The sequence below is a fragment of the Neobacillus sp. PS3-34 genome (genome assembly GCF_030915465.1).
Taxonomy (GTDB): domain Bacteria; phylum Bacillota; class Bacilli; order Bacillales; family Cytobacillaceae; genus Neobacillus_A.
In genome coordinates, this window is sequence record NZ_CP133267.1 from 2,510,627 (window position 1) to 2,533,777 (window position 23,151).

Sequence of the window (23,151 nt, forward strand, 5' to 3'; positions counted from 1 at the left end):
AACAGTGGGGTTATCAATCCCGCTGTTTGTTTTTTTGTTTCATTTTGTCCCTCTATGTTAAAATAGGGAAAAAAAGGGGGAATACGATGAAGAAATGGTTAGTTACAATCCTCGCGGCCGTGCTATTTTTAATGGCTGCAGGGTGTACAAAGGAACCCTCGCCGGAAGATAGATTCTCAAAATATATCGATTCGTGGAACAAGCAGGATTTTGCTAAAATGTACGGATTTTTATCAAGCAATGCAAAAAAATCTATCAGTGAAGAACAATTTGTCAGCAGATATAAAAAGATATATAAAGATTTGCAAATTACCGATTTAAAGGTTCAATTTAAAAAGCCGAAGAAGGGCAGCAAAAAGCAGGAAGGGAACAAGGTTCATTATTCCTATACTGCGAAAATGAACAGTGTGGCCGGTGAGATTCATTTTTCCCAAACTGCTAATCTGAAAAAAGAAGAGCGTAACAACGGAGATAATTGGTATGTTGATTGGAGTACGGCACAAATTTTTCCACAATTAAAGGCAGGGGATAAGCTCGGCCTTGCATATATCGCACCAAAAAGGGGTGCCATCCTGGACCGGAATGGCAACACGCTGGCGGAGAATGGCCAGGTGGATGAGGTTGGCGTCGTGCCAGGACAGATGGGCGCGCAAAAGGAGCAGACGATTGCGAAGCTGGCCAGCTGCTGCAGCTCACTCCAGATAAAATCAACCAGGAAATCAGTGCGAGCTGGGTGAAGCCGGATTATTTCGTGCCGCTGAAAAAAGTCTCGCTGACCGACCAGAAGCTGATTAGCGAATTAATTAAGCTAGCCCCCGTGCAGACGAAAAAGGTGGAAGCGAGGGTCTATCCTTTTAAGGAGACTGCTGCCCAGCTGATCGGATATGTGGGGACGGTTACGGCCGATGATCTGGAGCAAATGAAGGACAAGGGCTATTCGAGTGGAGATGTGATTGGAAAAAGGGCCTCGAGCAGGTGTACGAAGAGCAGCTGCGGGGCAAGAGCGGAGTAAGGATCACCATCAAGAAGAAGGACGGAAGTGAGGAAGTCCTGGCGGAGCATCCAGTAGAAGATGGCAAGGAAATTAAGTTGACGATTGATGCCAATCTGCAGGCGAAGATTTTTAGCCAGCTGGGGGAAAACCAGGGGCTTCATCCGCAATGAACCCGATTACCGGGGAAACACTGGCTCTCGTCAGCAGCCCGGCCTTCGATCCAAACCAGCTGACACTCGGCCTTTCTGCAGCACAGTGGAAGATGCTAGAGGATAACCCGCTAAAGCCATTGCAGACACGCTTTAAACAGGCCTACGCGCCTGGTTCAATGCTTAAGCCGGTAACTGCTGGAATTGCGCTGATGAACAATTCGATCAACCCCGCAGAAGCTGTGAAAATCACATCGAAAAAATGGCAGAAGGATAAATCGTGGGGAAGCTATTTTGTGACAAGGGTCCATGAATCCAACCCGGTAAACCTTGAAAAAGCGCTAATTTTTTCCGATAATATCTATTTTGCACAAACGGCATTAAAGATTGGAAAAGAGAATTTTGCAGCGGGCTTGAGAAACTTTGGTTTTGAAAGCGAAATGGAGTTCCCATTCCCGCTCGAAACCTCGCAAATCGGGCAGCTTGGCAGTGAAATTGCGCTGGCTGATTCCGGTTACGGACAGGGGCAGATCCAGATGAACATTGTTCACCTGATGGCATCGTATACACCGTTCGTCAATGGCGGGAATATGATTAAGCCTGTCCTACTCATGGATGACCAGAAAAATCAGGTGTTTAAAGAACAGGTCATTTCGAAGGCGGCGGCAGATACCATCGCGCCAATCCTGAGAAAAATCGTCAGTGAGCCGTCGGGAACAGCTCATCGGGCGGAAATCCCTGGCCATCCGCTTGCAGGTAAAACCGGCACCGCCGAGCTGAAGGCAAAGCAGGGCGAGAAGGGGACTGAGAATGGCTGGTTCGTTGCCTACAACACCAACACGCCGAATTTGCTTGTTGCCATGTTTGTTGAAGGTGTTCAGGACAGCGGTGGCTCACAGGTACCGGTTAAGATGATGAAAAATGTGTTTACTGAATGAGCCAGGGTGGCACGCCCTGGCTTTTTTTAGCTAATCAGAATTTATATCCATAAATTCTGAACGCATAAGAAAAACTAAGACATTCGCCTAAGGGCTTGGCGGATGCCAAGTTTTTCTAATCGCTCTGGATTGGTACATTTTACACATATTAGCATGTTTTCCTTCGTGGTAGAATCAAATTATTAACGGCCACAAGGAAGTGCATAAATGATAGGAAAGAAGATTTTAACTAGATTATGTGTCATGGCGATTGTCATTTCCCAGCTGCAGCCACTTGCGGCAAGTGCAGCAGGAACAGGGATTCTGAACGATTACTCAAAGGAAAGCACCAATACAGATTTATCTAAAACAATCGAGGTTTCTCCATATCCTTTATATCAATCCGATACAAATATAGCGGTTAGCGATGGAATGGTCTCTTATATTTCCGATGCTGAGCCTGGGGCGAATTTTTCAAATAATAATGAGATAAAAGCAGGAAATGGGTACGAGGCTATATGAAATTTGGCAATAGCCTGCCGAACCTCAATGGGGGCTTGCTGCTGGGTGCGACCCTAAGCCTTCAGGAGATGAATAATAATAAAGTAGATTGCTATGGATGCTCCATGTATCAAAATGAGCAATATTCGATCCATAAAGTCTTAAATGCCTGGGATGCCAAAAATTTAACCTGGGAAAACAAGCCCGCGGCGAACGCTGTACCGGCTGCTGCCAAAACTAAATGGATGCCAATTGACGGCGGTTATTTTCAATGGGATGTATCAAGCCTTGTTGCGGATTGGTATATACAGCCAGACAGCTATCATGGTGTTGCTGTTAAGGGACAAAGCTTGAGGACGTTCAATAAATTAAATGCTGACCGGTCGGTGATGCCGGCATTGCAAATACGCTACTCACCGAAGCCTGGTGCACCGAGTGGAATTGCTAACGGTCTTCAGGCGAACTCCGAAAAAGGATATGTAAATCTTCAATGGTATTCGGTGCCCGGTGCGAAGGGATATAAGGTTTATCTTTTTAACGGAAAGGAATTTGAAGAGGTATATTCAGGGAAAGAAGCTAAATGGTCCTCTCTAGGCAAAGCATTGTGGCCGACAAAGGAGCAGATTGATAAAGGGGAATATTCGCTTCGCAAGGATGGAAGCGGAACCGATTTATCCGACAAGCCAGGTTTCCTTTATCAAAAGCTGGCGGCTGTCGGACGGGATCAGGATAGTTATTATTTCCGTGTCTCAGCCTTTAATGATTATGGTGAAACCGCATTGTCGGATGAGCTTAAGCTGAAAATGTCTGACACTTCTGCACCAGAAGTGCCTGTAAATGTGAATGCTGAAAGTGAGCTTATCTCGAACTTCAAGCTAAGGTGGGATCCGTCATCGGCGGGAGCATCTTATAATGTAAAAATAACAACCGAATCAGGTTACCAGGTGTTCAGCGGAACAACCGATACTGCGAGTATCACCATTCTGGAAAATGTTTTGACTCCCAGAAGTTCATACCTCGTTACGGTGATGGCAAGGAAAAACGGGAACTACTCAGTGTTTTCCACGCCGGTTAAAGTGACAGCGAGAAAGCAATATGACGCCCAGCTTGTTGGCGGTTCTCAGCCAGTTTCGACTCAGGAAGCGGGAACTGCAGCGTATATGAGGATTATTTTTAAAAATGCCGGGGCTGAAACTTGGACAAATGGAAATAGTTTAAAAGCTGAGGGCATCTCGTTTGAAGTGCCGCTAGCCGATGGGGAAGCGGTTAAGCCAGGCGAGCAGAAAACCTTCGAATTCCAGCTGCCGAGCAACGTCCCATTGGGTACGACTCCAGTAAAATGGCAAATATCGCAACGGGATATTGGGACATTCGGAGATGCATTAAATACCACACTTTCGTTCGCAGACCGGACTGTCCCGCAAATAACGATGGATTCTCCAGGCGAGTCTGAATTTGTCACGGGAAAAGTTGCGATTAAAGGGTCGATTAAGGATTATCAGTTAAGTAAGTATACTGTCTCATATGGTGCTGGGACGGCTCCAACTGGATGGAATCGGATTGGTGAGGACACACAGCTGCCTGCTCGGATTCTGGCAGAATGGGACACAGCAGGGCTGTCGCAGGGTGTGTACACTGTGCGCGTTGAAGCGGAAGACGCGAGCGGAAATAAAGCGGTGCTCGACCGCGTGGTTAAGGTAAATTACCCGCTACCACCGCCTGCGCCACCGCAGGTCAACATTATTACCAATAAGACAGCAGAACTGACTGGCAAGACAGAGCCGGCTGCCACTGTGACCGCTGCAATTTTAGGAAAAGCATACAATACAACTGCAGATTCAGCAGGCAATTTTATAATGGCCATACCGGTTCTCAATGCCGGCACAGCCGTTTCTGTTACGGTAAAAATTGCCGACGTTACCAGTATGGCGAAAACCTTGACGGTCGTGCGAGTAGCACCGGATATGCCAACCGTAAATGCCGTTAAGAATACGAGTAATGTGGTGACCGGTAAAACGGAGAAATATGTGATTGCCTGGGTGAAAATCGGAACAAAAGAGTATTCCGCAAAATCGGATGCCTATGGAAATTTCAAGGTAACCATTCCTGTCCAAAGCAGCGGGGCAATCCTGTCGGTTACAACAAAGGATGCGGCAGGATACAGAAGCGCAGCAAGAACGCTGACGGTTGCAAGAGCAGCACCGAATATTCCTGCGGTAAACCAGGTTAATAATAAAGCAGCCTTAGTATCTGGGAAAACGGAAAAGTACTCAGCGATCACGGTCAAAATTGGAACAAAAACGTATTCTGGGAAAGCGGATGGTTCCGGCAGCTATAAAGTCTCTATTCCTGCCCAAAACAGCGGAACAGCGATCACGGTGATGGCTAAGGATAGCGCCGGCAATATAAGTGCTCCGGCTAAGATTACAGTGATTCGCGTTGCCCCCAATATGCCAGCTGTAAGTGCTGTTCGATATTATTCAACCTCTGTTACAGGAAAGACAGAAAAATATGCAACAGTTTATGTGAAAATTGGGACGAAAACGTATTCGTCCAAAGCCAACGCTTACGGCAGCTTTAAAGTTTACATTCCAAAACAGCGTAAGGGCATCAAACTGGCTGTAACAGCGAAGGATTCAAAAGGAAATGTGAGTGCAGCCAGAGCAATGACTGTTTACTGAATAAATAAGGAACCAGCAGGAATATAATTCTGCTGGTTTTTTTATGGAAAAATTACTGCAACTCGTTTTTGACAAATTTCTCGGGAAATAATCTATTTCCGGAACCAAATGAGGATGTACCATAGACTTGCCATACTGCAGTTTTTGTCGAGGGCATGGGTGTGACTTTCAGCTGTTTATATAAATAAGTCCAATTTTCAAAAAACTTTCAAGGAACCTTGTCCCGTTTGTGTTTTTCGTGCATATATCCGTAAACAGGCTAATACAATGTTACAAACCTTACAAAGAGAGTGTATGAGGTGAGGAGTCGTTTGAAGTCAACGGGCATTTAGTTGGGTACATGATTAATCCTTGTATATTCAGAAAGTAGCGATACTTTCTGCCGCAACGAATTTATGCGGATGGCAGTATTTCGTCGAGTGATAAGCGAGTCTCATTTCACACTTCTCACATCCAAATTGGGGAGGGCGAGTGGTGTGCACGATTACATCAGAGAGCGAACTATCAAGATTGGAAAGTATATCGTGGAGACGAGAAAAACGGTTCGCGTAATCGCGAAGGAGTTTGGCGTATCCAAAAGTACAGTCCATAAAGATCTAACGGAAAGGCTGCCAGAAATTAACCCTGATCTTGCAAACGAAGTAAAAGAAATTCTAGATTACCATAAATCCATACGTCATCTAAGGGGCGGAGAAGCCACAAAAATGAAGTACCAGAAAGAAGAAAGAGAAGGCGAGCCTGTCAAATAAGACACTTTCCATGTAGGTTTGTTTCACAAGGCGGCTTAGTTGTTTAATTTACTAAAGATATTCTGCAAAAAAACATTAGTAAATCATAGGTGCTAAGCCGCAAGCATTATTGTATGACCATTCTCCGGATTTATTCCTCTTTTTGATTACCTCATATTCAGTTAACCTGGTTGATTTTAGGAATATTGGCCGTTTTAATACATTTATCTTTCAAACTTACGCTTACCGACCACTATTGGTAATTTACCGACCGGAATGCTCCATTTACCCACCACTTTCATGAAAATACCGACCACTTTTCCAAATTTACCAACCAGACAATCAAAAATACCAACCACTAATGGACAAGCCCCTCTTTTAATATAAAAAGCCAGGCCGTGGCTCAGGTATCAAGATTGAAGATTACCCGCTAAGTTTGGGCGAGTACCCGTCAATTCGGACCGTTTACCCGTCTGATTAGCAAAATACCCGTCTAGTTGAACACTTTACCCGTCGATTAAGCGGAAATACCCGTATTTGGCAGGATGGCCACAATTCAAAAAGCCATGGCCGGTGGCTCAGGCAACTCATTCAAAGAATCGTACTTTTCTATGAACAGACTAAGTCAAAATGTATACATTTTTCGTCAAAAGGTATGGAAATTGAAATGAATGTGATAAAATATACAATTAGGGATATAAAATGGAATCGTTCCAAGGAGGAAGGAAAAAGAGTATGTTTGCAAGAGATATTGGGATAGACTTGGGAACGGCTAACGTGCTGATTCACGTTAAGGGCCGTGGAATTGTATTAAATGAGCCTTCTGTCGTTGCAATTGATAAAAATACAAATCGTGTTCTTGCTGTTGGTGAGGAAGCGCGCCGCATGGTAGGGCGTACACCTGGTAATATCGTCGCAATCCGTCCGTTGAAGGATGGAGTTATTGCGGATTTTGATGTAACTGAAGCAATGCTTAAACACTTTATTAATAAGTTGAATGTTAAAGGCTTTTTGTCCAAGCCTCGCATCCTGATCTGCTGCCCAACCAACATTACGAGCGTTGAGCAAAAAGCAATCAGAGAAGCAGCTGAAAAAAGCGGCGGTAAGAAAGTATACCTTGAGGAAGAACCAAAGGTGGCGGCAATCGGCGCTGGCATGGATATTTTCCAGCCTTACGGAAACATGGTTGTTGATATTGGCGGCGGAACAACGGATGTTGCCGTTTTATCAATGGGCGATATCGTAACTTCAAGCTCCATTAAAATGGCAGGGGACAAGTTCGATAGCGAAATCCTAAATTATATTAAGCGTGAATACAAGCTGTTAATCGGTGAGCGTACGGCTGAGAATATTAAAATCAACATTGGTACGGTCTTCCCGGGCTCACGCTCTGAAGAATTGGAAATCCGCGGCCGTGATATGGTCACTGGACTACCACGTACCATTACTGTGCATTCCGAAGAAATTGAAGCGGCACTGAGAGAATCAGTAGCAGTGATCGTCCAGGCGGCAAAAAGCGTTCTTGAACGCACACCGCCTGAATTATCAGCGGACATTATCGACCGGGGCGTCATTTTGACAGGCGGCGGCGCATTGCTGCACGGCATTGATATGCTGCTTGCGGAGGAGCTGAAGGTTCCTGTCCTTGTAGCTGAAAATCCAATGGATTGTGTGGCAATCGGTACCGGCATCATGCTCGATAATATCGATCGCATTCCAAAAAAGAAAATAGGTTAATTTACCTAAAACGCCTGACGGGATTGCGCAGGCAGGCGTTTTTTTGCCCATATACCTTCAAAATTCGACTAGAAAATCCTTCTTTCAACAAAAAACTGATGTATATTTCTGAATTCTTTTTTATAATGGAAATAAGTGACTAGTACGGAAAAATAATCGCCCAGGCGGTTCTGTTCCGCCCATAGCCAATCAACTATTGATGAGGTGTGACCATGTTTAAAGGATTCTATACCGTTGCTTCCGGTATGCTGGCACAGCAGCGCAGGACGGAAATGCTGACAAACAATATGGCAAATGCCAATACGCCGGGCTTTAAAGCTGACCAGTCCTCAATGAGGGCATTCCCGGAAATGCTTATGCAGCAATTCGGCAAAAAGGATATTCCGGTTGGGGACGGATTAAGCCTTCCAGAAAATCAGGTTATCGGTCCCCTGAATACCGGAGTATACATGCAGGAGGCGATTCCTAAATTTCTTCAGGGAGACCTTCAGGAAACGGAAAAGAAAACAGATCTTGCATTGATCGATGCCAATATGCCAGCGGGAAGCTCGGTCTTTTTTGCTGTACAGCATCCAAATGGAGAAACGCGCTATACTCGGAACGGGAATTTTACTCTTGATGCACAGGGCTATTTGACAGCGGGAAATGGATTTTATGTTTTAAATGACAGTGGAAAACCAATTCAGCTTTCAAGTGACCAGTTTACGGTCAGCGATACAGGTGAAGTGACAGGGCAAAACGGAGAACGTGCCCGGATTGGCATCGGCTTTGCGACCAATGCTCTTCGCATGGTCAAACAGGACGATGGTTTTTATCGCACGGAAAACGGAACACCGCTTGCCAGCGCCTATGGCCGCCAGGATGTCCGTTTTAAAACGCAGCAGGGTTTCCTTGAGCGCTCCAATGTTGATGCGAGCCGGACGATGACAGATATGCTCACAGCCTACCGCGCTTTCGAGGCAAACCAGAAGGTGCTCCAGGCTTATGATAAAAGTATGGAAAAAGCTGCAAATGAAATCGGACGTGTTAACTAATTTTTTAAGGAGAAGGGAGGTCTTGCAATGAATCGCACAATGATTACAGCTACAAACACCTTGAATCAGCTGCAGAAGCAAATGGATATAATAAGTAATAATCTTGCCAACCTGGATACAACCGGTTTTAAAAGCAGACAGGCGACATTCTCCGATTTGCTTTACAGCCAATTTGACAATCAGCCAAATAAGACAGCTGAAACCAACCGCCTGACCCCGAATGGCATAAGACAGGGAGTCGGTGCCAAGCTTGGCCAGGTTCAAATTAATTTGAAACAGGGCGCATTGAAGCAGACCGGCCGCCAGCTTGATATGGCCTTGCAGAGCGAAGGCCAATTTTTTAAAGTGCTCGTTCAAAACGGGACAACAAGCTCGGTTCAATACACCCGTGACGGTTCATTCGCATTATCGCCGGTTTCTGAAAAAGAAGTCATGCTTGTTAATAGTGCGGGAAACCCGATTCTGGATGAAAACAACCATCCAATCATCATCAATGGTGATGCAAGCGATTATTCAGTGGAGGGAAACGGCAAGCTAACCGTGAAGATGACAAATGGAACAAACCAATTGGTTAACCTCGGAGTCATCCAGGTCAATAAGCCGCAGTTTTTTGAGCAAAAAGGGACAAATCTGATTGGCCTTGCAGAAAATGCAGGCCAAACCGCTGGCGTTTTTACAGATTTAAATGGGACGCTGCGCCGTCAAATCTCTGTCGGACAGGGAGTGCTTGAGCAGTCCAATGTGGATATGGGAAAAGAAATGACCGAATTGGTGAATGTCCAGCGCGCATATCAATTCCAGGCAAGAGCAGTTACGATGGCCGATCAAATGGAGGGCCTTGTTAACGGAATTCGCTAGAGGGAGACTGAAGCATGTCTGTAAACCAAAACCAGCCAAAAACCAGAGAACAAGTAAAGAAAGCACGTGCGGAAGAACGCCGAAAGCAAATCCAGCGTGAAAAACGGAAGAAGGCACGCCGTTCTCCTGTTGGACTTCGTATGCTCATGCTTCTCGCCGCGGTAGTAGTATGTGTACTTGCTGGGATGGTAGTCGGTTATGGTGTAATTGGGAATGGAAATGTTGCGGATGCTCTCAAGGAATCGACCTGGACGCACATACATGATCTTGTCGTAAAGAAAAAATAATGCTAGGAAGGGGTAAAGCCCTTCCTTTTTGTATGCCGTTAATAGTAAAATGGGATAAACACCTATTACTAGTAGGAGGTACTAATATGCTAGATATTACACAAATTAAAGAAATTATTCCGCACCGCTATCCATTTTTGCTTGTTGATAAAATTTTGGAAGTCGAAGATGGCCAAAAAGCAGTGGGGATTAAAAATGTAACAGCGAACGAAGAATTTTTTAACGGACATTTCCCTGATTACCCTGTTATGCCGGGCGTATTAATTGTTGAAGCACTGGCGCAGGTCGGTGCGGTTGCAATGCTGAAAAAGGAAGAAAACCGCGGTCGCCTCGCTTTTTTTGCAGGCATTGACAATTGCCGTTTTAAGAAGCAGGTAAAGCCGGGAGACCAGCTTCGCCTTGAAGTTGAAATCATCCGTTTGCGCGGCCGATTGGAAAAGGTAAGGCAGTAGCCACTGTCGATGGTGAAGTTGCCTGTGAAGCCGAAATCACCTTTGCGTTAGGCGAGAAAAAAGAATAAGGGAAAACATGAGTCGGGCAGTTAAACTGTCCGGTTTTTTATGTTCAATTTTTCCTGATGCGCAACATAGAGAACATCGTCATTTTGAGGCATAGGGTCGGTGTTTTTGATTGTTCGGTGGGTAAATAGGGACAAGTGGTGGAAAAATGGATGAAACCGGTTGGTAAAAGGATCATAGTGGTGGGTAAATCACCAAAATGGGTGGGTAACCGAAAATGTCGGCCTACTATAGAGAGGAATGTTCCCTAAGCTAGGGGAAGTGCTGGTAAGAACTTCTCTTTTCGATTTTCGCGAATCGACGAGTTTTATTAGTGAAAAAAAGATGCAATTTTTTTTCGTTGCAGGGCATCCTAACATCAGGCCAATGTTCAAGGTCGAAAGAAAATGGAAGGAGACTCACACAATGAAGAAAAAGCTGCTTATGCTAATCGGTGGTGCATTTTTATCTTCGGTCCTTCTGGTGGGATGCAACCTCAATAAAAAACCTGATAATCCCCCTCCGCCGAAGGTGAACACTCCAGATGTTAATAAAAACATCAAGCAAAAGGACAATAACGATGACGGTGTAAATGATAATGATAATAAAGACATGGTCCCTGGAAATGGCAACGACAACCAGAACACCAAGCATTATCCGGAAAAAGAGGATAAAAACACACCGAATGACGGCGACATCACAAAGGATAACAACACAAAGCCAGAAGATATCATCGAAGATAAAAATGATATGAAGGACAAAGATAATAAGGATGAATAAAAGGACAGGGCTGTGAATAACGAGTTTACTTGTGAGGTGCAAAACGGTAACTTGCAGACCAAATCAAATAGCAAATCACATAAATTTCACAGTCAAAAAGGCTTAGAGATGCAAATACTCTAAGCCTTTTTTTGAATTTTCTTTTTTTACTAAAGCACCCGTAAGTTGTACAAGTTCATTATACGCTAAAGCGAGTTTGATCAATAAGCGGAGAAATTCCTCTTAATTAGGAAAAAGCTCTGAAAATAGCTTAAATAGACAGAAAGATTCCGACTATTGACTCAAAAAACGTGAAAATAGTTAATTTTGCTTTGCTTAATCGGAAAACCTCCGCTTATATACCCCGAACCGAGCTCTATTCTGAAATCTAACCGGAGAATCTCCGCTTATTTTAAATAAATTATTCGTGATTTAGTATGAAGTCTTATCCTTAATTGAGTAACCAAATAAGCAATTAAAATTCGCCAAAATGTTGATAAATCAATAAAAAACGCACTGTGAATTATATCGTGAATTCAAGTGCGTTTTCATATGTGTTTTACAATGATTGCATCTCTAAAGTAAACCCGTTAGGCTGTGAACTGCCCTGTCCTTTTCGTTTACTTTAGTCGCGGTTTGCTTTTCATTTTTTCCTTAAATTCGGTTAAAAGTGCTTCACCGCTAAGTCCTTGCTGAAGCAGGCTGCCCAATAACAGCTCAGAATAATCGTTTCGCATCCGGCGTAGATGCCCCTCAAATAAGATGCTCATATGTGCAGAGAACTTTTTAAGAGATGTAATCCGTGTTTGGAAATAGGCTGGGTCATTATCAAGTTTTGTAATGACGGCCTGCACAATAATGTCCTTTTTTTGCTCGTCTAGGTTTTTTACATAATCGTAGAGCGAGTGGTCAGAGTATGCTTCAAGGAGCCAGGTGGATTTTTCATCCTCTTTATTAATGATCAAGCCATCCTTCAAGGGAATATTGATTAGATCGTCATTATCCACTATTTCTAATGAAACTAATTTAAAGGTCTTCATCTTTACCTCCCGTTGGCTGTCGTTTACTGCCTAAATTATACCACACACAATTTTGAAAGCGAGTTTGACACATGTCGAAAAATAGTTGGAGGTGCGGTAATTTTACAAAAAGAAAGGATGTTCACGGGCAAAATGGCATTTTGACCTTAGAGAAAATACTATTTTGATAAAATAAAATTCATTTTCTAAGATTTTACAAAAACCGACAAGCAGCGCTATGATGGAGGCATCAAAAGGAGAGGAGATGAAGCATGATCAATCAAGTGACGCTCGTTGGAAGATTAACTAAAGACCCCGAGCTGAGAATGACAACGGAAGGGACTCCGGTCACGCATGTCACCCTGGCAGTTAACCGCCAATACCGGAACCATAATGGCGAAGTGGAAGCCGATTTTGTTCAGTGTACTCTTTGGAAAAAGAACGCTGAAAATACGGTCCAGTACTGCCGGAAAGGATCCGTTGTCGGAATAACGGGGAGAATCCAAACCCGTAATTACGAAAACAATGAGGGCAAAAAAGTCTACGTCACAGACGTTGTGGCGGAAACTGTTCGTTTTTTGAGTTCAAAGCCGCATGAAGGGCCGATTGTAAAGGAGGAAATGCCTGTTGGATAACAATAAGGATATTGCCCGCAGCCTTGAGGCACTTCTGGAAAACCTCATCCGGATGGTCGCCAAAAGCAACCAGCATGTCGATAGCCTGCACAAGCGTGTCGATCAAATCGAATGGATGATGCGCGAAATTAAATCGAAAGAGTGCTGCACGCCCGCACCGCACGAACCCTCAACCCGCCACTCTCCACAAAGCCGTTTCAGCATCACCATTTAAGTAATCATAAAACATTCCTCTTTAGAGAGAATCAAAGTGCCTCCGCACTCATCCTCATTTTCCGGTCCCCCTAGCCGGAGTATGAAGTATGTTTAAAAAGATTTTAAATGGTAATAATAACTAAAAACCCCCCCTTGTAATATATTGAAGCCACTGAATTAACGTTCAGTGGCTTCACCTTTTTTGAGGATGTAAAAACGCCTGGATTCCAATTCGGAATCACAGGCGTTTTTTGGTTTTTAAATTAAAGTTGAAGTTTTTTAATAATACCGGTGTCTAGCTTCAGCACCTAGGTGCTCGAGGTCATAAGCCAATCCGTCAGGAGGTTAAAGAACAACCTCCTCGCCGGCTCATCTTATGCTTGGCTACAGAAGCTAACGCTTTCTGTACGCATTAAGATCGACTAAGTCTTGACTGCGCTCCGCTTGTCTTTCGACTAGTCTCCCTATATCGCCCCTGGGCAAGGCGCTTCCGCTTTTCTTATTTCAAATCCACCAAATCGCGCAGGTCATCAGTCGACAGCTCGGTAATCCAGTTTTCACTTTGGATGATTTGGTCGTTTAAAAATTGCTTCTTTTCAAGCATGGCATCGATTTTTTCTTCCAGCGTGCCGGTGCAGATCAGCTTATGGACATGAACGAAGCGCTGCTGCCCGATCCGGTACGCTCGGTCTGTCGCCTGGTTCTCAACGGCCGGATTCCACCAGCGGTCATAGTGGATGACATGGTTGGCGGCAGTCAGGTTAAGGCCAGTTCCGCCTGCCTTCAGTGACAGCAGGAATACCGGGAACTTGCGGCTCTGGAATTGATCGATTAATTCATCGCGCTTCGCCTTAGGCACACTGCCGTTAAGGAACGGCACTTCGATATTAAACTTTTTCTTTAACAGCGTCTTAATCATCTCACCCATCTCGATATATTGGGTGAAAATGAGACAGCTTTCGTCCTGCTCCAATACCGCGTCGACCAGATCAGCGAGCTTTTCCATTTTAGCGGAGCGCTCAAGCAGCTTTTGGCGGCTTTTCTTTTAAATAAAGGGCAGGGTGGTTACAAAGCTGCTTTAATTTGCTCAGCAGCTGTAAAATTAATCCCTTCCGCTCAAAGCCGGTCAGCTGTTCAATCTGGGCGAAGGTATCGCGGACGAGCTGTTCATACAGCGACGCCTGTTCTGCCGTCAACGGGCAATATTCCTTTTGCTCCTGTTTGTCAGGAAGGTTGAGGGCGACTTCTTCGTCCTTCTTCGTCCTGCGCAGCAGGAAGGGGCGAATCAAGGATTGCAGCTCCCGCACTTTTTCCTTCTTTTCATCCTTTTCAATCGGGATGACAAACCGCTTTTGGAATTGCCCGATGCTTCCAAGATAACCATGATTGGTAAAATCAAAAATCGACCAGAGCTCGGAAAGGCGGTTTTCCATTGGCGTTCCTGTCAGGGCAATATGATGGCGCCCTTTGAGGTCACGGACAGCCCGCGATTGCTTCGTTCCGGCATTTTTAATATTCTGGGCTTCATCGATCGCAATCGAACCCCACACAAGGGAATGAAACTCCTCGGCATCCAAATGGGACAGACCGTATGAGGTGAGGACGACATCGACCGATTTTACTTTTTCAATGAAGGCAGCATCCTTAAGGCGGTTCGACCCGTAATGAAGGTAAACGTTCATTTCAGGGGCAAAGCGCTCAAGCTCCTTCTGCCAGTTGCCAAGGACGGAGGTCGGGCAAATAATCAGGGCGGCATGGACGTTTTCTTTTGGGGCGATAGCAACGCCAGCTTTACTGCTCGCAACCGGTTCAGGCAGCTTTTCCGATCCTTCATTTTCCTTCACCGCGAGCAGATAGGAAATCAGCTGAACTGTTTTTCCGAGACCCATGTCATCAGCCAGCAGCGCTCCAAATCCATATTTCCGCAAAAATAACAGCCAGCTCATCCCGAAATGCTGGTAGGGGCGGAGCTCGCCCATGAACCCGGCGGGAACCGTCTCTAACGGAATTTCGTTGATTTCATTGAGCTGCTTCATCATCTGCTTCCATTGGCGGTTCATTTCAATTTGAATTTTTGCAAACGCCTTTGGATTTTCAAGGTCATCCTCAGCGTCCTGGCCGTCGACAAGCTCTTGCTCCAATAAATCCCGGACCTGCAGACCTTCTTTTTCAGCCTTCTTCATCATGTCCTGAATCTGGCGGATAAACTGGGGATCTAGCTTGACCCAGCGGCCACGAATAAAGACAAGGCGCCTTTTTTCCTCGACAAGGGAGCTGAATTCTTCTTCAGACAAATCCACGCCGTTCATGGAGAAACGCCAGTTGAAATCAAGCATTGCCTGCAGCCCAACAAATGAAGGGCGATGGCTCGCCGTTCCCTTAACCGATGCCTTCACCTTAAGATTGGCGTTTTTCATGACGTTCCACCAGCCAGGCAGGAGTATCTCTACATCCAGTGCCAGCAACGTTTCACTTGCTTCGGTTAAAAACAGCCATGCTTCTTCCTCGGTCAGAGAGGTTTTCAGCCTGCCATACATACCGAGCCACGGAATCAGACGAATCCATCGCTCCTGTTCCTTCTCGACTTCAGCTGCGAACGGCTTCCAGGCACCAGGGAGCTTACTGTCATCAGCCCGGAATAATTGCTCCGGATTTTTTTTGCCCCGCAAAAAGACCTCCAGAAGCCAGTAGCCTTCGCCGTCCTCCGGCTCGTCAAGGCGCAGCCCAATCGTAAATGGCAGGGGACTTTCCTTGATGCCAACCCACTCGAGCCAGCTGTTCTCATCAAAATAATGCGACAGCTCAGAAGCAGAAATATTTTGTTCTCTTAACAAGCTGAGCTTGGCGGTAAAGGTGTTTCTCATTTCCGGATTTCTCGTCAAATAAGCATCGAGCGCTTCGTTATAGAGACGAGAGATGAAGTTGAAAACGGTGGCGTTGCCGTCCGCTGCATCTGTTTCGGGCGCGTCTTGGCTGTCTTGGGAGTCACCATCGCCATTGCCGAAAAGGTACTCGCGGCTCACTCCGGCGTTCTCGTCATCCTCAGCAATCTCCTGCTTCCAAAATGACTCATCAAACTCGTTTTTCACACGCTCTGGAAGCTGCCAGCGGAACTGGCGATCCTCCCAGGCTGTAAAATCAGGGAGCCAATCTTTTTCGAGTATCCCTTCATAAAGGGCATGAGAGGAAGCGAGGCAAATTTCAGCCTGCTCACTCCAGTCCCAGTCAACAAAGCGGTTGAATGACTCACGCGCAAACAATGAGACGAGCTGCCATGCATTGACAAGCACGCCGTCTGTTCCATTCACAGATCCAAAATCCAGGAGTGTCCCGTAAAAGCTCTCTTCATGGCTGCTGAAGAGGAGATTTTTCCATTGTGCCGGTTCAAGCGGATATCCGGCAGCATCCCTGGCATGAAGCAAATACAGGCCATCCTCAAGCGGCATCGTAAATAATTGAATATATCCTGTTTTAAGCATCAATCAGCTTGCTCCTTCTACATTCTTCCTGAAAAGCACGCAGGCGTTTTGTCCGTTCCAGCAGGGTATCGAAAAAGAACTGCCAGTCATCAAGGCGCTTTTGTTTTTTATAAATTGTCCGAAGCTTCTTCAGCTGGCGGACTGCTATTTTATAGCTCTGTCGGTTTTTTAACTCAATTTGCTGCTGGGCCAGCTGGTGGAGAAGGGACATCAGCACTTCAGGCTTTTCTTTTTCAAGCAGCTTCAGCCGATCCTTTGGAAGCTGATCGTATTCAATCCCGATAAAGGCTGCAGTTCGGCCCATTTATCGAACTGTCCCTGTTCAAATAACATAATCTCGAATTCACGGTAGCTGTAAGGCATTGTTTCCAGCAGTGCCCGCTCGTATAAATCGATACGTTCGCTTGCCGCACAATAAGGCTTAAGCGATTTCAAGGCCATCCCCGCAAAGCTCATGCACGAATAATGCGCGTGCAGCTGTTGAAGATAGGACTTTATTTTTTGTAAAAATAGCTCTGCGAGGCGCCGACACGATCCCAAGCTTTTTGCTTCGTGAAAAGGTCGATCCAATAAAGCAGGTAAGGAATGGCCGCGCTGCCTTCAATTGTGCCAATCAGACCGACCGCCTTGTCGTCATTTTTTCGCATAAAATTGATATGGACTCCGGCGATCAAGAGCGGAAGCGGATTCTCCCAATCAAGGACAGCCATCAGCCGTGCTTCTATTTTTTTAAGCTCATCATCACGCCACGCATTTTTTTTGAAAAGCTGCGTCCAAAGGAGGCGGTACAGGTAAATCCGTTCGTATACGAGCTGTTCGGATGGCTCCAGCAGCTCGAACGAATCATCCTTCAGCTTTTCGATGAATTCGTCAAATGCAAACGGCATGGTCTGGACACCGAGCTTATAGACGAGTGTTTCGGCATCGTCGAGCATCTGGTTGAATACATGAACGTAGGAACGGTGCATTACGGAATCCGTATGGCCGAGCTCCTCGCATAATTCCGCCAGCCTTCGGAACGAGAAAACCGTCGCAATAAGGTCGTAAAGCAGCTTCCATTCCTTTTCAACCGGTGCACTTGCCTGGAGCCTGCGCAGGTAAACGCTGAAAAGCTCCACGACCACAAACGGGTTGTTGTGCTTTTTGGACTTTAAAAGGGAGTTGAAGCTTTCTTCAAACGACTGAATCCAGCGGCTGTAATCAGGCTTCAGAATTCCGTTCGCTTTTACAAGGTCCTTCGCCTTCTGCAGGCTCCATGAAGCCAGGACATTCTTCTCCTGCACGGGCTGACGCCACGTATCAAGCCACGCCGCAACGCTCGCCTCGCGGGAATAGGCGCTGAAAAAGACAGCCAGCTGATGGCGGCACAGCCCATCTGCCGGGCATGAGCAGGTGCTCATCTCAAAAAAGGTCCAATCGAGCATGACCTTTACGGGCACGACATCCTGAACCGTCGCCACGATTTCATTTTCATCTATAAGTGTGATGCTCACCAATCCTTGTCGGTACAGCATCATCCCTTTTTGGACAAGCCGCGCATCCTCCACAACCTCAGGATGCATCAGCTCCCCGATTTTCTCCGATAACACTCGCAAATGTTCACTGGCAGGCATCGACATCTCCGTCAAAACCTCCTTGTAGAAAATGGGTGAAAACTGGAAGGTGCCTGTCACCTTCAATTAATTGGCAGGTAATTGGAAAATACCTGGAAGGTGCCTGGCACCTAGAAGAATATGGATGGTGCATGTCACCATCATTCGTCCCAAAAAAACCATATTCTCTTATTATATCCAATTTACCGTTTTCGTGCCATGTATCAAGAAGATAATTGGATGAATGTAGGAAATGAATGAAAGGGATTCTATATTTTTTGTGGAATATATATGTAAAAAAATGGATTAAAAATGAGGTGTATATCGATGACATTTTTAAAGCTTTTAATTATGATAGCAGTTTTCGTGTGGCTTACGTGGATTGTCGATCGTATTCTTACGAAAAAATTTAATATACAAAAGAGGAAGGAGCGCTGGTATCGTCCTCATAACAGCGTACATAAATGGGGGGAAAGAACCATCCTTCTTATTTTTGTGTGCATATACCCAATTCTCATTTTTTACGATGATTTATCAATCAACCCCAATTATGGATTGTTTTCCTTTTTAGTCGTTCTCAATCTATTCCGCACTATCATGGAATGGAAATATGACCGTGAATCTAAGGAATACATCCGCACTCTCGCCTCTCTTATCCTGCTTCCTGCTATGGTAGTTACAATTGAGTTGGTTGTTAGGCATCATCTGTAACAGTGGTCCAGTACCGCCTCGTTATGGTGCCTGTCACTCCCCTGAAATTTGTCCATGAACCTGTTGCTCATAACAGAACAAAAGGCGCAAGCGCCCTGGTTAGCCCCGGCAGGCATAAGACGAATCACGCAGTCATCCTCGGAAAAGCTATCGCTTTTCCTTCGTGCGATGCAGTGCTACCGAAGCTTTCCTTGTCCTGATTTCTGGAGTGATTTGGCTTATGACCCCGAGCTGCTCCAAGCATCACCTAAAGGTCATGCTTGGAGCAAGATATTCAAAGGTGCTATTCAAAGGTGAAAACTGGCTGGGTGCTGGAGCTAGATTAATACAACTTGTAGAAGTTATTCACATCATTTAATTTTATAATTTCCTAGACGATGAAAAAAGCCAGCATGCCGGGGCACACTGGCTCTTTATAATGGAATTTTTTTGAGAGTAAAACGTGTTGAGGAAAACGGAAGTAAGGAAGAGGTAAGTTTAAGTCAAACGGAGGCAACACTTTTAAGTGGTATGTCGAAACGCCTCACGCTTATATAAGGCCCATTGTTTTTTGCACCATTTTGATATCTTTTCTATTACTCCAATTGTCCTCTTTTAAGATTTCCACGCTGACTTCAATACCTTTAAGCTGTTCCCGGATTTCGCCAAAATCTTTTGCATTTTGCAGCCTTAGTTCACTTAGCTCAGCCATAAGACCTTCCTGGCCAGACTTTAATGCACCGAGAATTAGTCCGTGCTCTTTCAAGGTTTCTCCTTGAGTATTAAGTTTTGAGTTAATTTGCTGTAATGCTAGTAAAATTTGTTCCTCCATCTAGTATCCCTCCTTTCCTGTTTTCTCTATTATATCATTTTAAAATTAGAGTTAAAATTCCATATTTATGGAAGGTGCCTGTCACCTTTACTCGTTCTTAGTCGAAAAATTTATGATATTACACAGATAGTATTACAATATTTACAGAATATTCAGATATAATATTATCAAGAGTTTATAATACGTCTATAAAGGGAATCCTGCTGTTACTAGAACCGATATAAATTAAGGGGTGTTTTCTATGACTTGGATCATTAGACATGCCACATTTATGTGTTTCATTGTATTGGCGGTTACCGTTTGGGATTTTGTATTTTATCCAGGGGATTATAAAATATTATTTATGACATGGGGAATTGCATATATAATCTGGTCATTTGAATGTTTCTTCTACTTTTGCATCGGGGTAATCAGAGAGAATTACAGTATTCAATAGGTGCCTCACTCATAGAAATTTGCCGTTTAGCCCACATGGGAGGTACCCAACACCCCTACTGTTGTGTTTCTTAACTATGCAAAGTTTATTAAAATTTATCTCTCAAGCATCTTGAGAATTCCTCAAAGAGACAATCTAACATCCTCATATTATTTAAATGTTCCTGTGTATGAAGCATTCGTGATCATAATAAAGTTGATAGACAACATTGATTATCGGAAATGTGAAAAATTGGAAGGTGCCTGGCACCTGGAAAATAAATGGGCGGTGCCTGTCACCGCAAAGTTTTTTCTATTATAATAGTAATAACTTATAATAGAAAAAACATGTCAATTAAAAGGGGTATGTGCCATGAGCAGAAGGTGGAAGTGGATTATTGCGTGTGCGTTATTTTTACTTGCTGTAAATGGACTGGGGATTGCGGCGATCCATCTGATTGGCAGGTAGAGCTTGGATGTATATACATATATAGATATTGAACAAAGGGCGGGGGCATAATGATTGATTACAACTAACTTAACACGGCCGGTTTCAAAAAAGCTTTTGCTAGCGATGCTCATTATTACGCTAGGATCTGAAGCAGTCCTGTATCTGAGCAGGTATAGCTATTTATTCAATGCTCTTTATGAAGGGATCATGGTGGGCTCCATTTTTATTGGCTATAAGCTTTATGGTCGGCTGAAGGACGAAACGGCGGTCCTGCCGACGAAACGCCAGTATATATTGCAATTTTCCAAGGTTTATTTAGTTTTTTTTATAGGAAGCTTGCTCATTAATACTTTTTCCACGGCTGTCTTTCGGGATTTTAGTGATAACTACGATCAATATGTGGAGGAAAGTACCACGGTTGCTACTTCTTCCTATAAAGAGGACGATTCAGGCGGTGCAGTGGGAGGAGCTAGCGCCATTTTTGAGTGGTTTGACACGGCTGGCTATGATTTTTATGCGGACTTGCTGGCCGGACTTGAGGAAGTGTACCGGCTTTCCTATATGATCATCTTTCTGTTTGTTTTTAAAAAAATCTTCAGGCGAAAATGGGAAAGCGGTTCGAGAGATATCTTTCTTATGTTGGCGCTTTTCCTGAGTTCGCTTCTGTTTGGGGCAGGCGACTCGCTCGATACGGAACGTGATTGGAGAGTGGTCATTGGATCGGTTGTGAGTTTTACCGATATGGGCTTGCTGCTTGGGATCCTGCTGCTTCGGACACGGAACCTATTGATGCTTATTATGGTTCATTCATTTTATGACATCATGACCACAGCATCCTGGTATTATTCCCATTACACAGACATGCTCTGTGCGGCCATTATTTTCATCGTGTTTCTTGTTTTAAGAGGACGCGAGAATAGAAGCCAAAAAATGAAGCTGGCTGCTGAGGGTCAAACTGCATAAAAGGAGTTAACAAGCATGCTCAAACTTGGTGTCATCGGACTTGGAGATATCGCACAGAAGGCGTATCTTCCCATATATAGCAGTATGGAAGGGATTGAATTTCATTTATTCACGCCAAATCAGGATAAGTGTGCAGCAATCGGCGCGAAATATCGGTTCCAGCATCTTCATACTGATCTTTCCTCTCTTATTAAAAGTGGCGTCAAAGGGGCATTCGTCCATTCCTCGACTGAAACCCATGAGGATATTGTGGAAGAGCTGTTGAAGAACGATATCCACGTCTTTGTGGATAAGCCGATCACCAGCCATTTTGACAGCACAAAAAGGCTGGTGGAATTAGCTGAACGTAAAAAGCTTATATTACTGGCTGGTTTTAATAGAAGATATTCACCTGTCTATAATAGATTGAAAGAAGTCGAGAATCCCAATATGGTCATCGTCCAAAAGAATCGTAAAGCGCTGCCTGGCGAAATACGCACCTTTATTTTCGATGATTTTATCCATGTCGTGGATACGGTGAGATACCTATTTCCTCATCCGATTGAAAAGCTGACAGTGACCGGAAGCAAGAGGGATAACATTCTGTCGCATGTGGTCGTCCAGTTTATTTCCAGCCGTGGTACAGCACTTGCGATCATGAACCGGGAAAACGGGACAAATGAAGAAAAAGCAGAAGTCATGGGCCATTTGAAAAAAGAACAGCCTATAATCTTTCAAAATTAGTGCTGTCAAAGGATCAAGAGGAAACGGAAATTCGCTTGAATGATTGGGAAAGCACCCTCCATAAACGGGGCTTCGAACAAATGACCGCCGATTTTATTCAGGCGTTAAAACAAAATTCCTCCCCAGGCATATCAGCCAGGGATGCGTTGGAAACCCATCGAATTTGCGAGGAGATTGTGCAGCGTTTGGAATCATAATAAAAAAGTCGCCTGTTAACAAATGCTTCCATGCACTTATTAACAGGCTTTTTTAACTAGAATTCAGTAAATGTTTTGCGATATCAACATTTTCTGTGGTCTTATTAACAAAAAGAGTGGATAACCCCACTTATCCACAAGTCTATTTGGATTTCAACCACAAATGTTTCATTACATACGCCCACTTTATGCTTTTACCCACAGCTTTCATCATTTTGCAGAACTCATATATCCCATTAACGTTCTGAGTCATAAGTCCAATTATTTTATATTTTTTATTCAGCCTCCAGATTTCCTGAAAAGGTTTCGAACTATTTACTATGAGGGTAATGATAAAAAACGCAAGCTTCTAGCAGCTAACTAAAGTATAAAGTTAGTAAGTCACAAAATTGACAAACTTTATAGTAATCTCCTATTTACAAAAAAAGGCAGTATCCATAAAATGAGAAAAGAAAATAACGGGAAGGAGTCTTAAAAATTGATGCGCAAATCAGCAGCTGGAGAAAAGGCATCACTGCAGGGTTTCTCTGAAATTATAAAAAAAGCCTATGAAAAGGCCATAATGAACAGGAAATCACTGTCATCAAACTAATTGAAGATCTAAAACTGGACCTGAAAAACATGATGGTCAATTAACATAAAACACACAAAGATAGGCATACTGCCTATCTTTTTTATTGGGCGACAGACACCATCCATTTTATGGAAGGTGTCTGTCGCCCAATATTTTGAAATTTGCAAAGAAAATAGTGGAATAAAAGTAAAAAAGTAAGATATAATTACTGAGTGTGTTAAAATATTTCGAAAAGTTATTCTATG

Annotated in this window: 23 protein-coding genes and 3 pseudogenes; 19 read left to right on the plus strand and 7 right to left on the minus strand. The window is 44.3% G+C overall.

Annotated elements, in window-relative coordinates; translation table 11 throughout:
* Positions 1 to 131: 131 nt before the first annotated feature.
* The 6 genes and pseudogenes from RCG23_RS13045 to spoIIID all read left to right on the plus strand — a co-directional run bounded on the left by RCG23_RS13045 (position 132) and on the right by spoIIID (position 5,991).
* A pseudogene (locus tag RCG23_RS13045) lies at positions 132 to 1,012 on the plus strand (NTF2-like N-terminal transpeptidase domain-containing protein).
* Positions 976 to 1,164: a hypothetical protein gene (locus tag RCG23_RS13050; protein WP_308176032.1), complete on the plus strand. Its 189-nt coding sequence runs from the start codon at positions 976 to 978 to the stop codon at positions 1,162 to 1,164. The pseudogene RCG23_RS13045 and the gene RCG23_RS13050 overlap by 37 nt, the downstream one beginning before the upstream one ends.
* Positions 1,161 to 2,081 (plus strand): penicillin-binding transpeptidase domain-containing protein, encoded by a 921-nt coding sequence (locus RCG23_RS13055; protein WP_308176033.1) that lies wholly within the window; start codon positions 1,161 to 1,163, stop codon positions 2,079 to 2,081. The genes RCG23_RS13050 and RCG23_RS13055 overlap by 4 nt, the downstream gene beginning before the upstream one ends.
* Before the next feature lie 207 nt (positions 2,082 to 2,288).
* Positions 2,289 to 2,582, plus strand: a complete 294-nt coding sequence (locus tag RCG23_RS13060) for a hypothetical protein (RefSeq protein ID WP_308176034.1) — start codon at positions 2,289 to 2,291, stop codon at positions 2,580 to 2,582.
* The gene (locus RCG23_RS13065; protein WP_308176035.1) at positions 2,579 to 5,242 is read left to right on the plus strand and encodes an Ig-like domain-containing protein; all 2,664 of its coding nucleotides are present in this window, start codon (positions 2,579 to 2,581) and stop codon (positions 5,240 to 5,242) included. Before RCG23_RS13060 ends, RCG23_RS13065 begins: the two co-directional genes overlap by 4 nt.
* A gap of 476 nt (positions 5,243 to 5,718) precedes the next feature.
* Complete coding sequence (gene spoIIID / locus RCG23_RS13070; protein ID WP_027323440.1) at positions 5,719 to 5,991, plus strand: sporulation transcriptional regulator SpoIIID; 273 nt, start codon at positions 5,719 to 5,721, stop codon at positions 5,989 to 5,991.
* Between the two features lie 203 nt (positions 5,992 to 6,194).
* Here the strand turns inward: spoIIID and RCG23_RS13075 are convergent, their stop codons facing one another.
* Complete coding sequence (locus tag RCG23_RS13075; protein ID WP_308176036.1) at positions 6,195 to 6,329, minus strand: hypothetical protein; 135 nt, start codon at positions 6,327 to 6,329, stop codon at positions 6,195 to 6,197.
* 376 nt (positions 6,330 to 6,705) lie between these two features.
* On the opposite strand from RCG23_RS13075, the gene RCG23_RS13080 reads away from it, so the two are divergent.
* The 6 genes and pseudogenes from RCG23_RS13080 to RCG23_RS13105 all read left to right on the plus strand — a co-directional run bounded on the left by RCG23_RS13080 (position 6,706) and on the right by RCG23_RS13105 (position 11,163).
* Positions 6,706 to 7,707: a rod shape-determining protein gene (locus tag RCG23_RS13080; protein WP_308176037.1), complete on the plus strand. Its 1,002-nt coding sequence runs from the start codon at positions 6,706 to 6,708 to the stop codon at positions 7,705 to 7,707.
* Positions 7,708 to 7,919: 212 nt separating this feature from the next.
* Positions 7,920 to 8,741, plus strand: coding sequence for a flagellar hook-basal body protein (locus tag RCG23_RS13085; RefSeq protein WP_308176038.1), 822 nt, complete (start codon positions 7,920 to 7,922; stop codon positions 8,739 to 8,741).
* A gap of 27 nt (positions 8,742 to 8,768) precedes the next feature.
* On the plus strand, positions 8,769 to 9,599 hold the full coding sequence (locus RCG23_RS13090; RefSeq protein WP_308176039.1) for a flagellar hook-basal body protein: 831 nt from the start codon (positions 8,769 to 8,771) through the stop codon (positions 9,597 to 9,599).
* A gap of 14 nt (positions 9,600 to 9,613) precedes the next feature.
* Positions 9,614 to 9,886 carry a DNA-directed RNA polymerase subunit beta gene (locus RCG23_RS13095; RefSeq protein ID WP_308176040.1) on the plus strand — a complete coding sequence of 91 codons (273 nt, stop codon included), beginning with the start codon at positions 9,614 to 9,616 and terminating at the stop codon, positions 9,884 to 9,886.
* An 86-nt stretch (positions 9,887 to 9,972) separates the two neighbouring features.
* A pseudogene (fabZ, locus tag RCG23_RS13100) lies at positions 9,973 to 10,406 on the plus strand (3-hydroxyacyl-ACP dehydratase FabZ).
* A 403-nt stretch (positions 10,407 to 10,809) separates the two neighbouring features.
* Complete coding sequence (locus tag RCG23_RS13105; protein ID WP_308176041.1) at positions 10,810 to 11,163, plus strand: hypothetical protein; 354 nt, start codon at positions 10,810 to 10,812, stop codon at positions 11,161 to 11,163.
* Between the two features lie 599 nt (positions 11,164 to 11,762).
* Here RCG23_RS13105 and RCG23_RS13110 read toward each other — a convergent pair.
* On the minus strand, positions 11,763 to 12,182 hold the full coding sequence (locus RCG23_RS13110) for a YwpF family protein (protein WP_308176042.1): 420 nt from the start codon (positions 12,180 to 12,182) through the stop codon (positions 11,763 to 11,765).
* A gap of 251 nt (positions 12,183 to 12,433) precedes the next feature.
* Between RCG23_RS13110 and ssb the strand changes: the two genes are divergently transcribed.
* A complete protein-coding gene (gene ssb / locus RCG23_RS13115) occupies positions 12,434 to 12,796 on the plus strand; it encodes a single-stranded DNA-binding protein (RefSeq protein WP_308176043.1) in 363 nt (120 codons plus the stop codon).
* A complete protein-coding gene (locus tag RCG23_RS13120; RefSeq protein ID WP_308176044.1) occupies positions 12,789 to 13,010 on the plus strand; it encodes a hypothetical protein in 222 nt (73 codons plus the stop codon). The genes ssb and RCG23_RS13120 overlap by 8 nt, the downstream gene beginning before the upstream one ends.
* 480 nt (positions 13,011 to 13,490) lie before the next feature.
* Here the strand turns inward: RCG23_RS13120 and RCG23_RS13125 are convergent.
* From RCG23_RS13125 to RCG23_RS13140, 4 genes and pseudogenes are all read right to left on the minus strand, one after another.
* Positions 13,491 to 16,470 (minus strand): annotated as a pseudogene (locus RCG23_RS13125) (DEAD/DEAH box helicase).
* Positions 16,463 to 16,774: a hypothetical protein gene (locus RCG23_RS13130; RefSeq protein ID WP_308176045.1), complete on the minus strand. Its 312-nt coding sequence runs from the start codon at positions 16,772 to 16,774 to the stop codon at positions 16,463 to 16,465. Before RCG23_RS13130 ends, RCG23_RS13125 begins: the two are co-directional and overlap by 8 nt.
* Positions 16,714 to 16,905 (minus strand): hypothetical protein, encoded by a 192-nt coding sequence (locus tag RCG23_RS13135; protein ID WP_308176046.1) that lies wholly within the window; start codon positions 16,903 to 16,905, stop codon positions 16,714 to 16,716. The genes RCG23_RS13130 and RCG23_RS13135 overlap by 61 nt, the downstream gene beginning before the upstream one ends.
* Before the next feature lie 59 nt (positions 16,906 to 16,964).
* A complete protein-coding gene (locus RCG23_RS13140) occupies positions 16,965 to 18,089 on the minus strand; it encodes an SWIM zinc finger family protein (protein ID WP_308176047.1) in 1,125 nt (374 codons plus the stop codon).
* A 300-nt stretch (positions 18,090 to 18,389) separates the two neighbouring features.
* Between RCG23_RS13140 and RCG23_RS13145 the strand changes: the two genes are divergently transcribed.
* Entirely contained in the window at positions 18,390 to 18,773 is a 384-nt protein-coding gene (locus RCG23_RS13145) for a DUF4181 domain-containing protein (RefSeq protein WP_308176048.1), read from the plus strand.
* A 220-nt stretch (positions 18,774 to 18,993) separates the two neighbouring features.
* A complete protein-coding gene (locus RCG23_RS13150; RefSeq protein WP_308176049.1) occupies positions 18,994 to 19,131 on the plus strand; it encodes a hypothetical protein in 138 nt (45 codons plus the stop codon).
* A 171-nt stretch (positions 19,132 to 19,302) separates the two neighbouring features.
* Here the strand turns inward: RCG23_RS13150 and RCG23_RS13155 are convergent, their stop codons facing one another.
* Positions 19,303 to 19,584 carry a hypothetical protein gene (locus RCG23_RS13155; RefSeq protein ID WP_308176050.1) on the minus strand — a complete coding sequence of 94 codons (282 nt, stop codon included), beginning with the start codon at positions 19,582 to 19,584 and terminating at the stop codon, positions 19,303 to 19,305.
* Between the two features lie 241 nt (positions 19,585 to 19,825).
* Between RCG23_RS13155 and RCG23_RS13160 the strand changes: the two genes are divergently transcribed.
* The 3 genes from RCG23_RS13160 to RCG23_RS13170 all read left to right on the plus strand — a co-directional run bounded on the left by RCG23_RS13160 (position 19,826) and on the right by RCG23_RS13170 (position 22,135).
* Positions 19,826 to 20,020, plus strand: a complete 195-nt coding sequence (locus RCG23_RS13160; protein ID WP_308176051.1) for a hypothetical protein — start codon at positions 19,826 to 19,828, stop codon at positions 20,018 to 20,020.
* 501 nt (positions 20,021 to 20,521) lie between these two features.
* Positions 20,522 to 21,412: a CPBP family glutamic-type intramembrane protease gene (locus RCG23_RS13165; RefSeq protein WP_308176052.1), complete on the plus strand. Its 891-nt coding sequence runs from the start codon at positions 20,522 to 20,524 to the stop codon at positions 21,410 to 21,412.
* A 15-nt stretch (positions 21,413 to 21,427) separates the two neighbouring features.
* Positions 21,428 to 22,135 (plus strand): Gfo/Idh/MocA family protein, encoded by a 708-nt coding sequence (locus tag RCG23_RS13170; RefSeq protein ID WP_308176053.1) that lies wholly within the window; start codon positions 21,428 to 21,430, stop codon positions 22,133 to 22,135.
* Positions 22,136 to 23,151 lie beyond the last annotated feature (1,016 nt).

What these genes read in the sequence shown, in the direction of transcription:
- RCG23_RS13170 (WP_308176053.1), top strand. Translation starts at nt 21,428, where the DNA reads ATGCTCAAACTTGGTGTCATCGGACTTGGAGATATCGCACAGAAGGCG.
- RCG23_RS13150 (WP_308176049.1), top strand. Translation starts at nt 18,994, where the DNA reads ATGACCCCGAGCTGCTCCAAGCATCACCTAAAGGTCATGCTTGGAGCA.
- RCG23_RS13145 (WP_308176048.1), top strand. Translation starts at nt 18,390, where the DNA reads ATGACATTTTTAAAGCTTTTAATTATGATAGCAGTTTTCGTGTGGCTT.
- RCG23_RS13155 (WP_308176050.1), bottom strand. Translation starts at nt 19,584, where the DNA reads ATGGAGGAACAAATTTTACTAGCATTACAGCAAATTAACTCAAAACTT.
- RCG23_RS13140 (WP_308176047.1), bottom strand. Translation starts at nt 18,089, where the DNA reads ATGTCGATGCCTGCCAGTGAACATTTGCGAGTGTTATCGGAGAAAATC.
- RCG23_RS13090 (WP_308176039.1), top strand. Translation starts at nt 8,769, where the DNA reads ATGAATCGCACAATGATTACAGCTACAAACACCTTGAATCAGCTGCAG.
- ssb (WP_308176043.1), top strand. Translation starts at nt 12,434, where the DNA reads ATGATCAATCAAGTGACGCTCGTTGGAAGATTAACTAAAGACCCCGAG.
- RCG23_RS13095 (WP_308176040.1), top strand. Translation starts at nt 9,614, where the DNA reads ATGTCTGTAAACCAAAACCAGCCAAAAACCAGAGAACAAGTAAAGAAA.
- RCG23_RS13105 (WP_308176041.1), top strand. Translation starts at nt 10,810, where the DNA reads ATGAAGAAAAAGCTGCTTATGCTAATCGGTGGTGCATTTTTATCTTCG.
- RCG23_RS13110 (WP_308176042.1), bottom strand. Translation starts at nt 12,182, where the DNA reads ATGAAGACCTTTAAATTAGTTTCATTAGAAATAGTGGATAATGACGAT.
- RCG23_RS13080 (WP_308176037.1), top strand. Translation starts at nt 6,706, where the DNA reads ATGTTTGCAAGAGATATTGGGATAGACTTGGGAACGGCTAACGTGCTG.
- RCG23_RS13060 (WP_308176034.1), top strand. Translation starts at nt 2,289, where the DNA reads ATGATAGGAAAGAAGATTTTAACTAGATTATGTGTCATGGCGATTGTC.
- RCG23_RS13085 (WP_308176038.1), top strand. Translation starts at nt 7,920, where the DNA reads ATGTTTAAAGGATTCTATACCGTTGCTTCCGGTATGCTGGCACAGCAG.
- RCG23_RS13065 (WP_308176035.1), top strand. Translation starts at nt 2,579, where the DNA reads ATGAAATTTGGCAATAGCCTGCCGAACCTCAATGGGGGCTTGCTGCTG.
- RCG23_RS13130 (WP_308176045.1), bottom strand. Translation starts at nt 16,774, where the DNA reads ATGGGCCGAACTGCAGCCTTTATCGGGATTGAATACGATCAGCTTCCA.
- RCG23_RS13160 (WP_308176051.1), top strand. Translation starts at nt 19,826, where the DNA reads ATGACTTGGATCATTAGACATGCCACATTTATGTGTTTCATTGTATTG.
- RCG23_RS13055 (WP_308176033.1), top strand. Translation starts at nt 1,161, where the DNA reads ATGAACCCGATTACCGGGGAAACACTGGCTCTCGTCAGCAGCCCGGCC.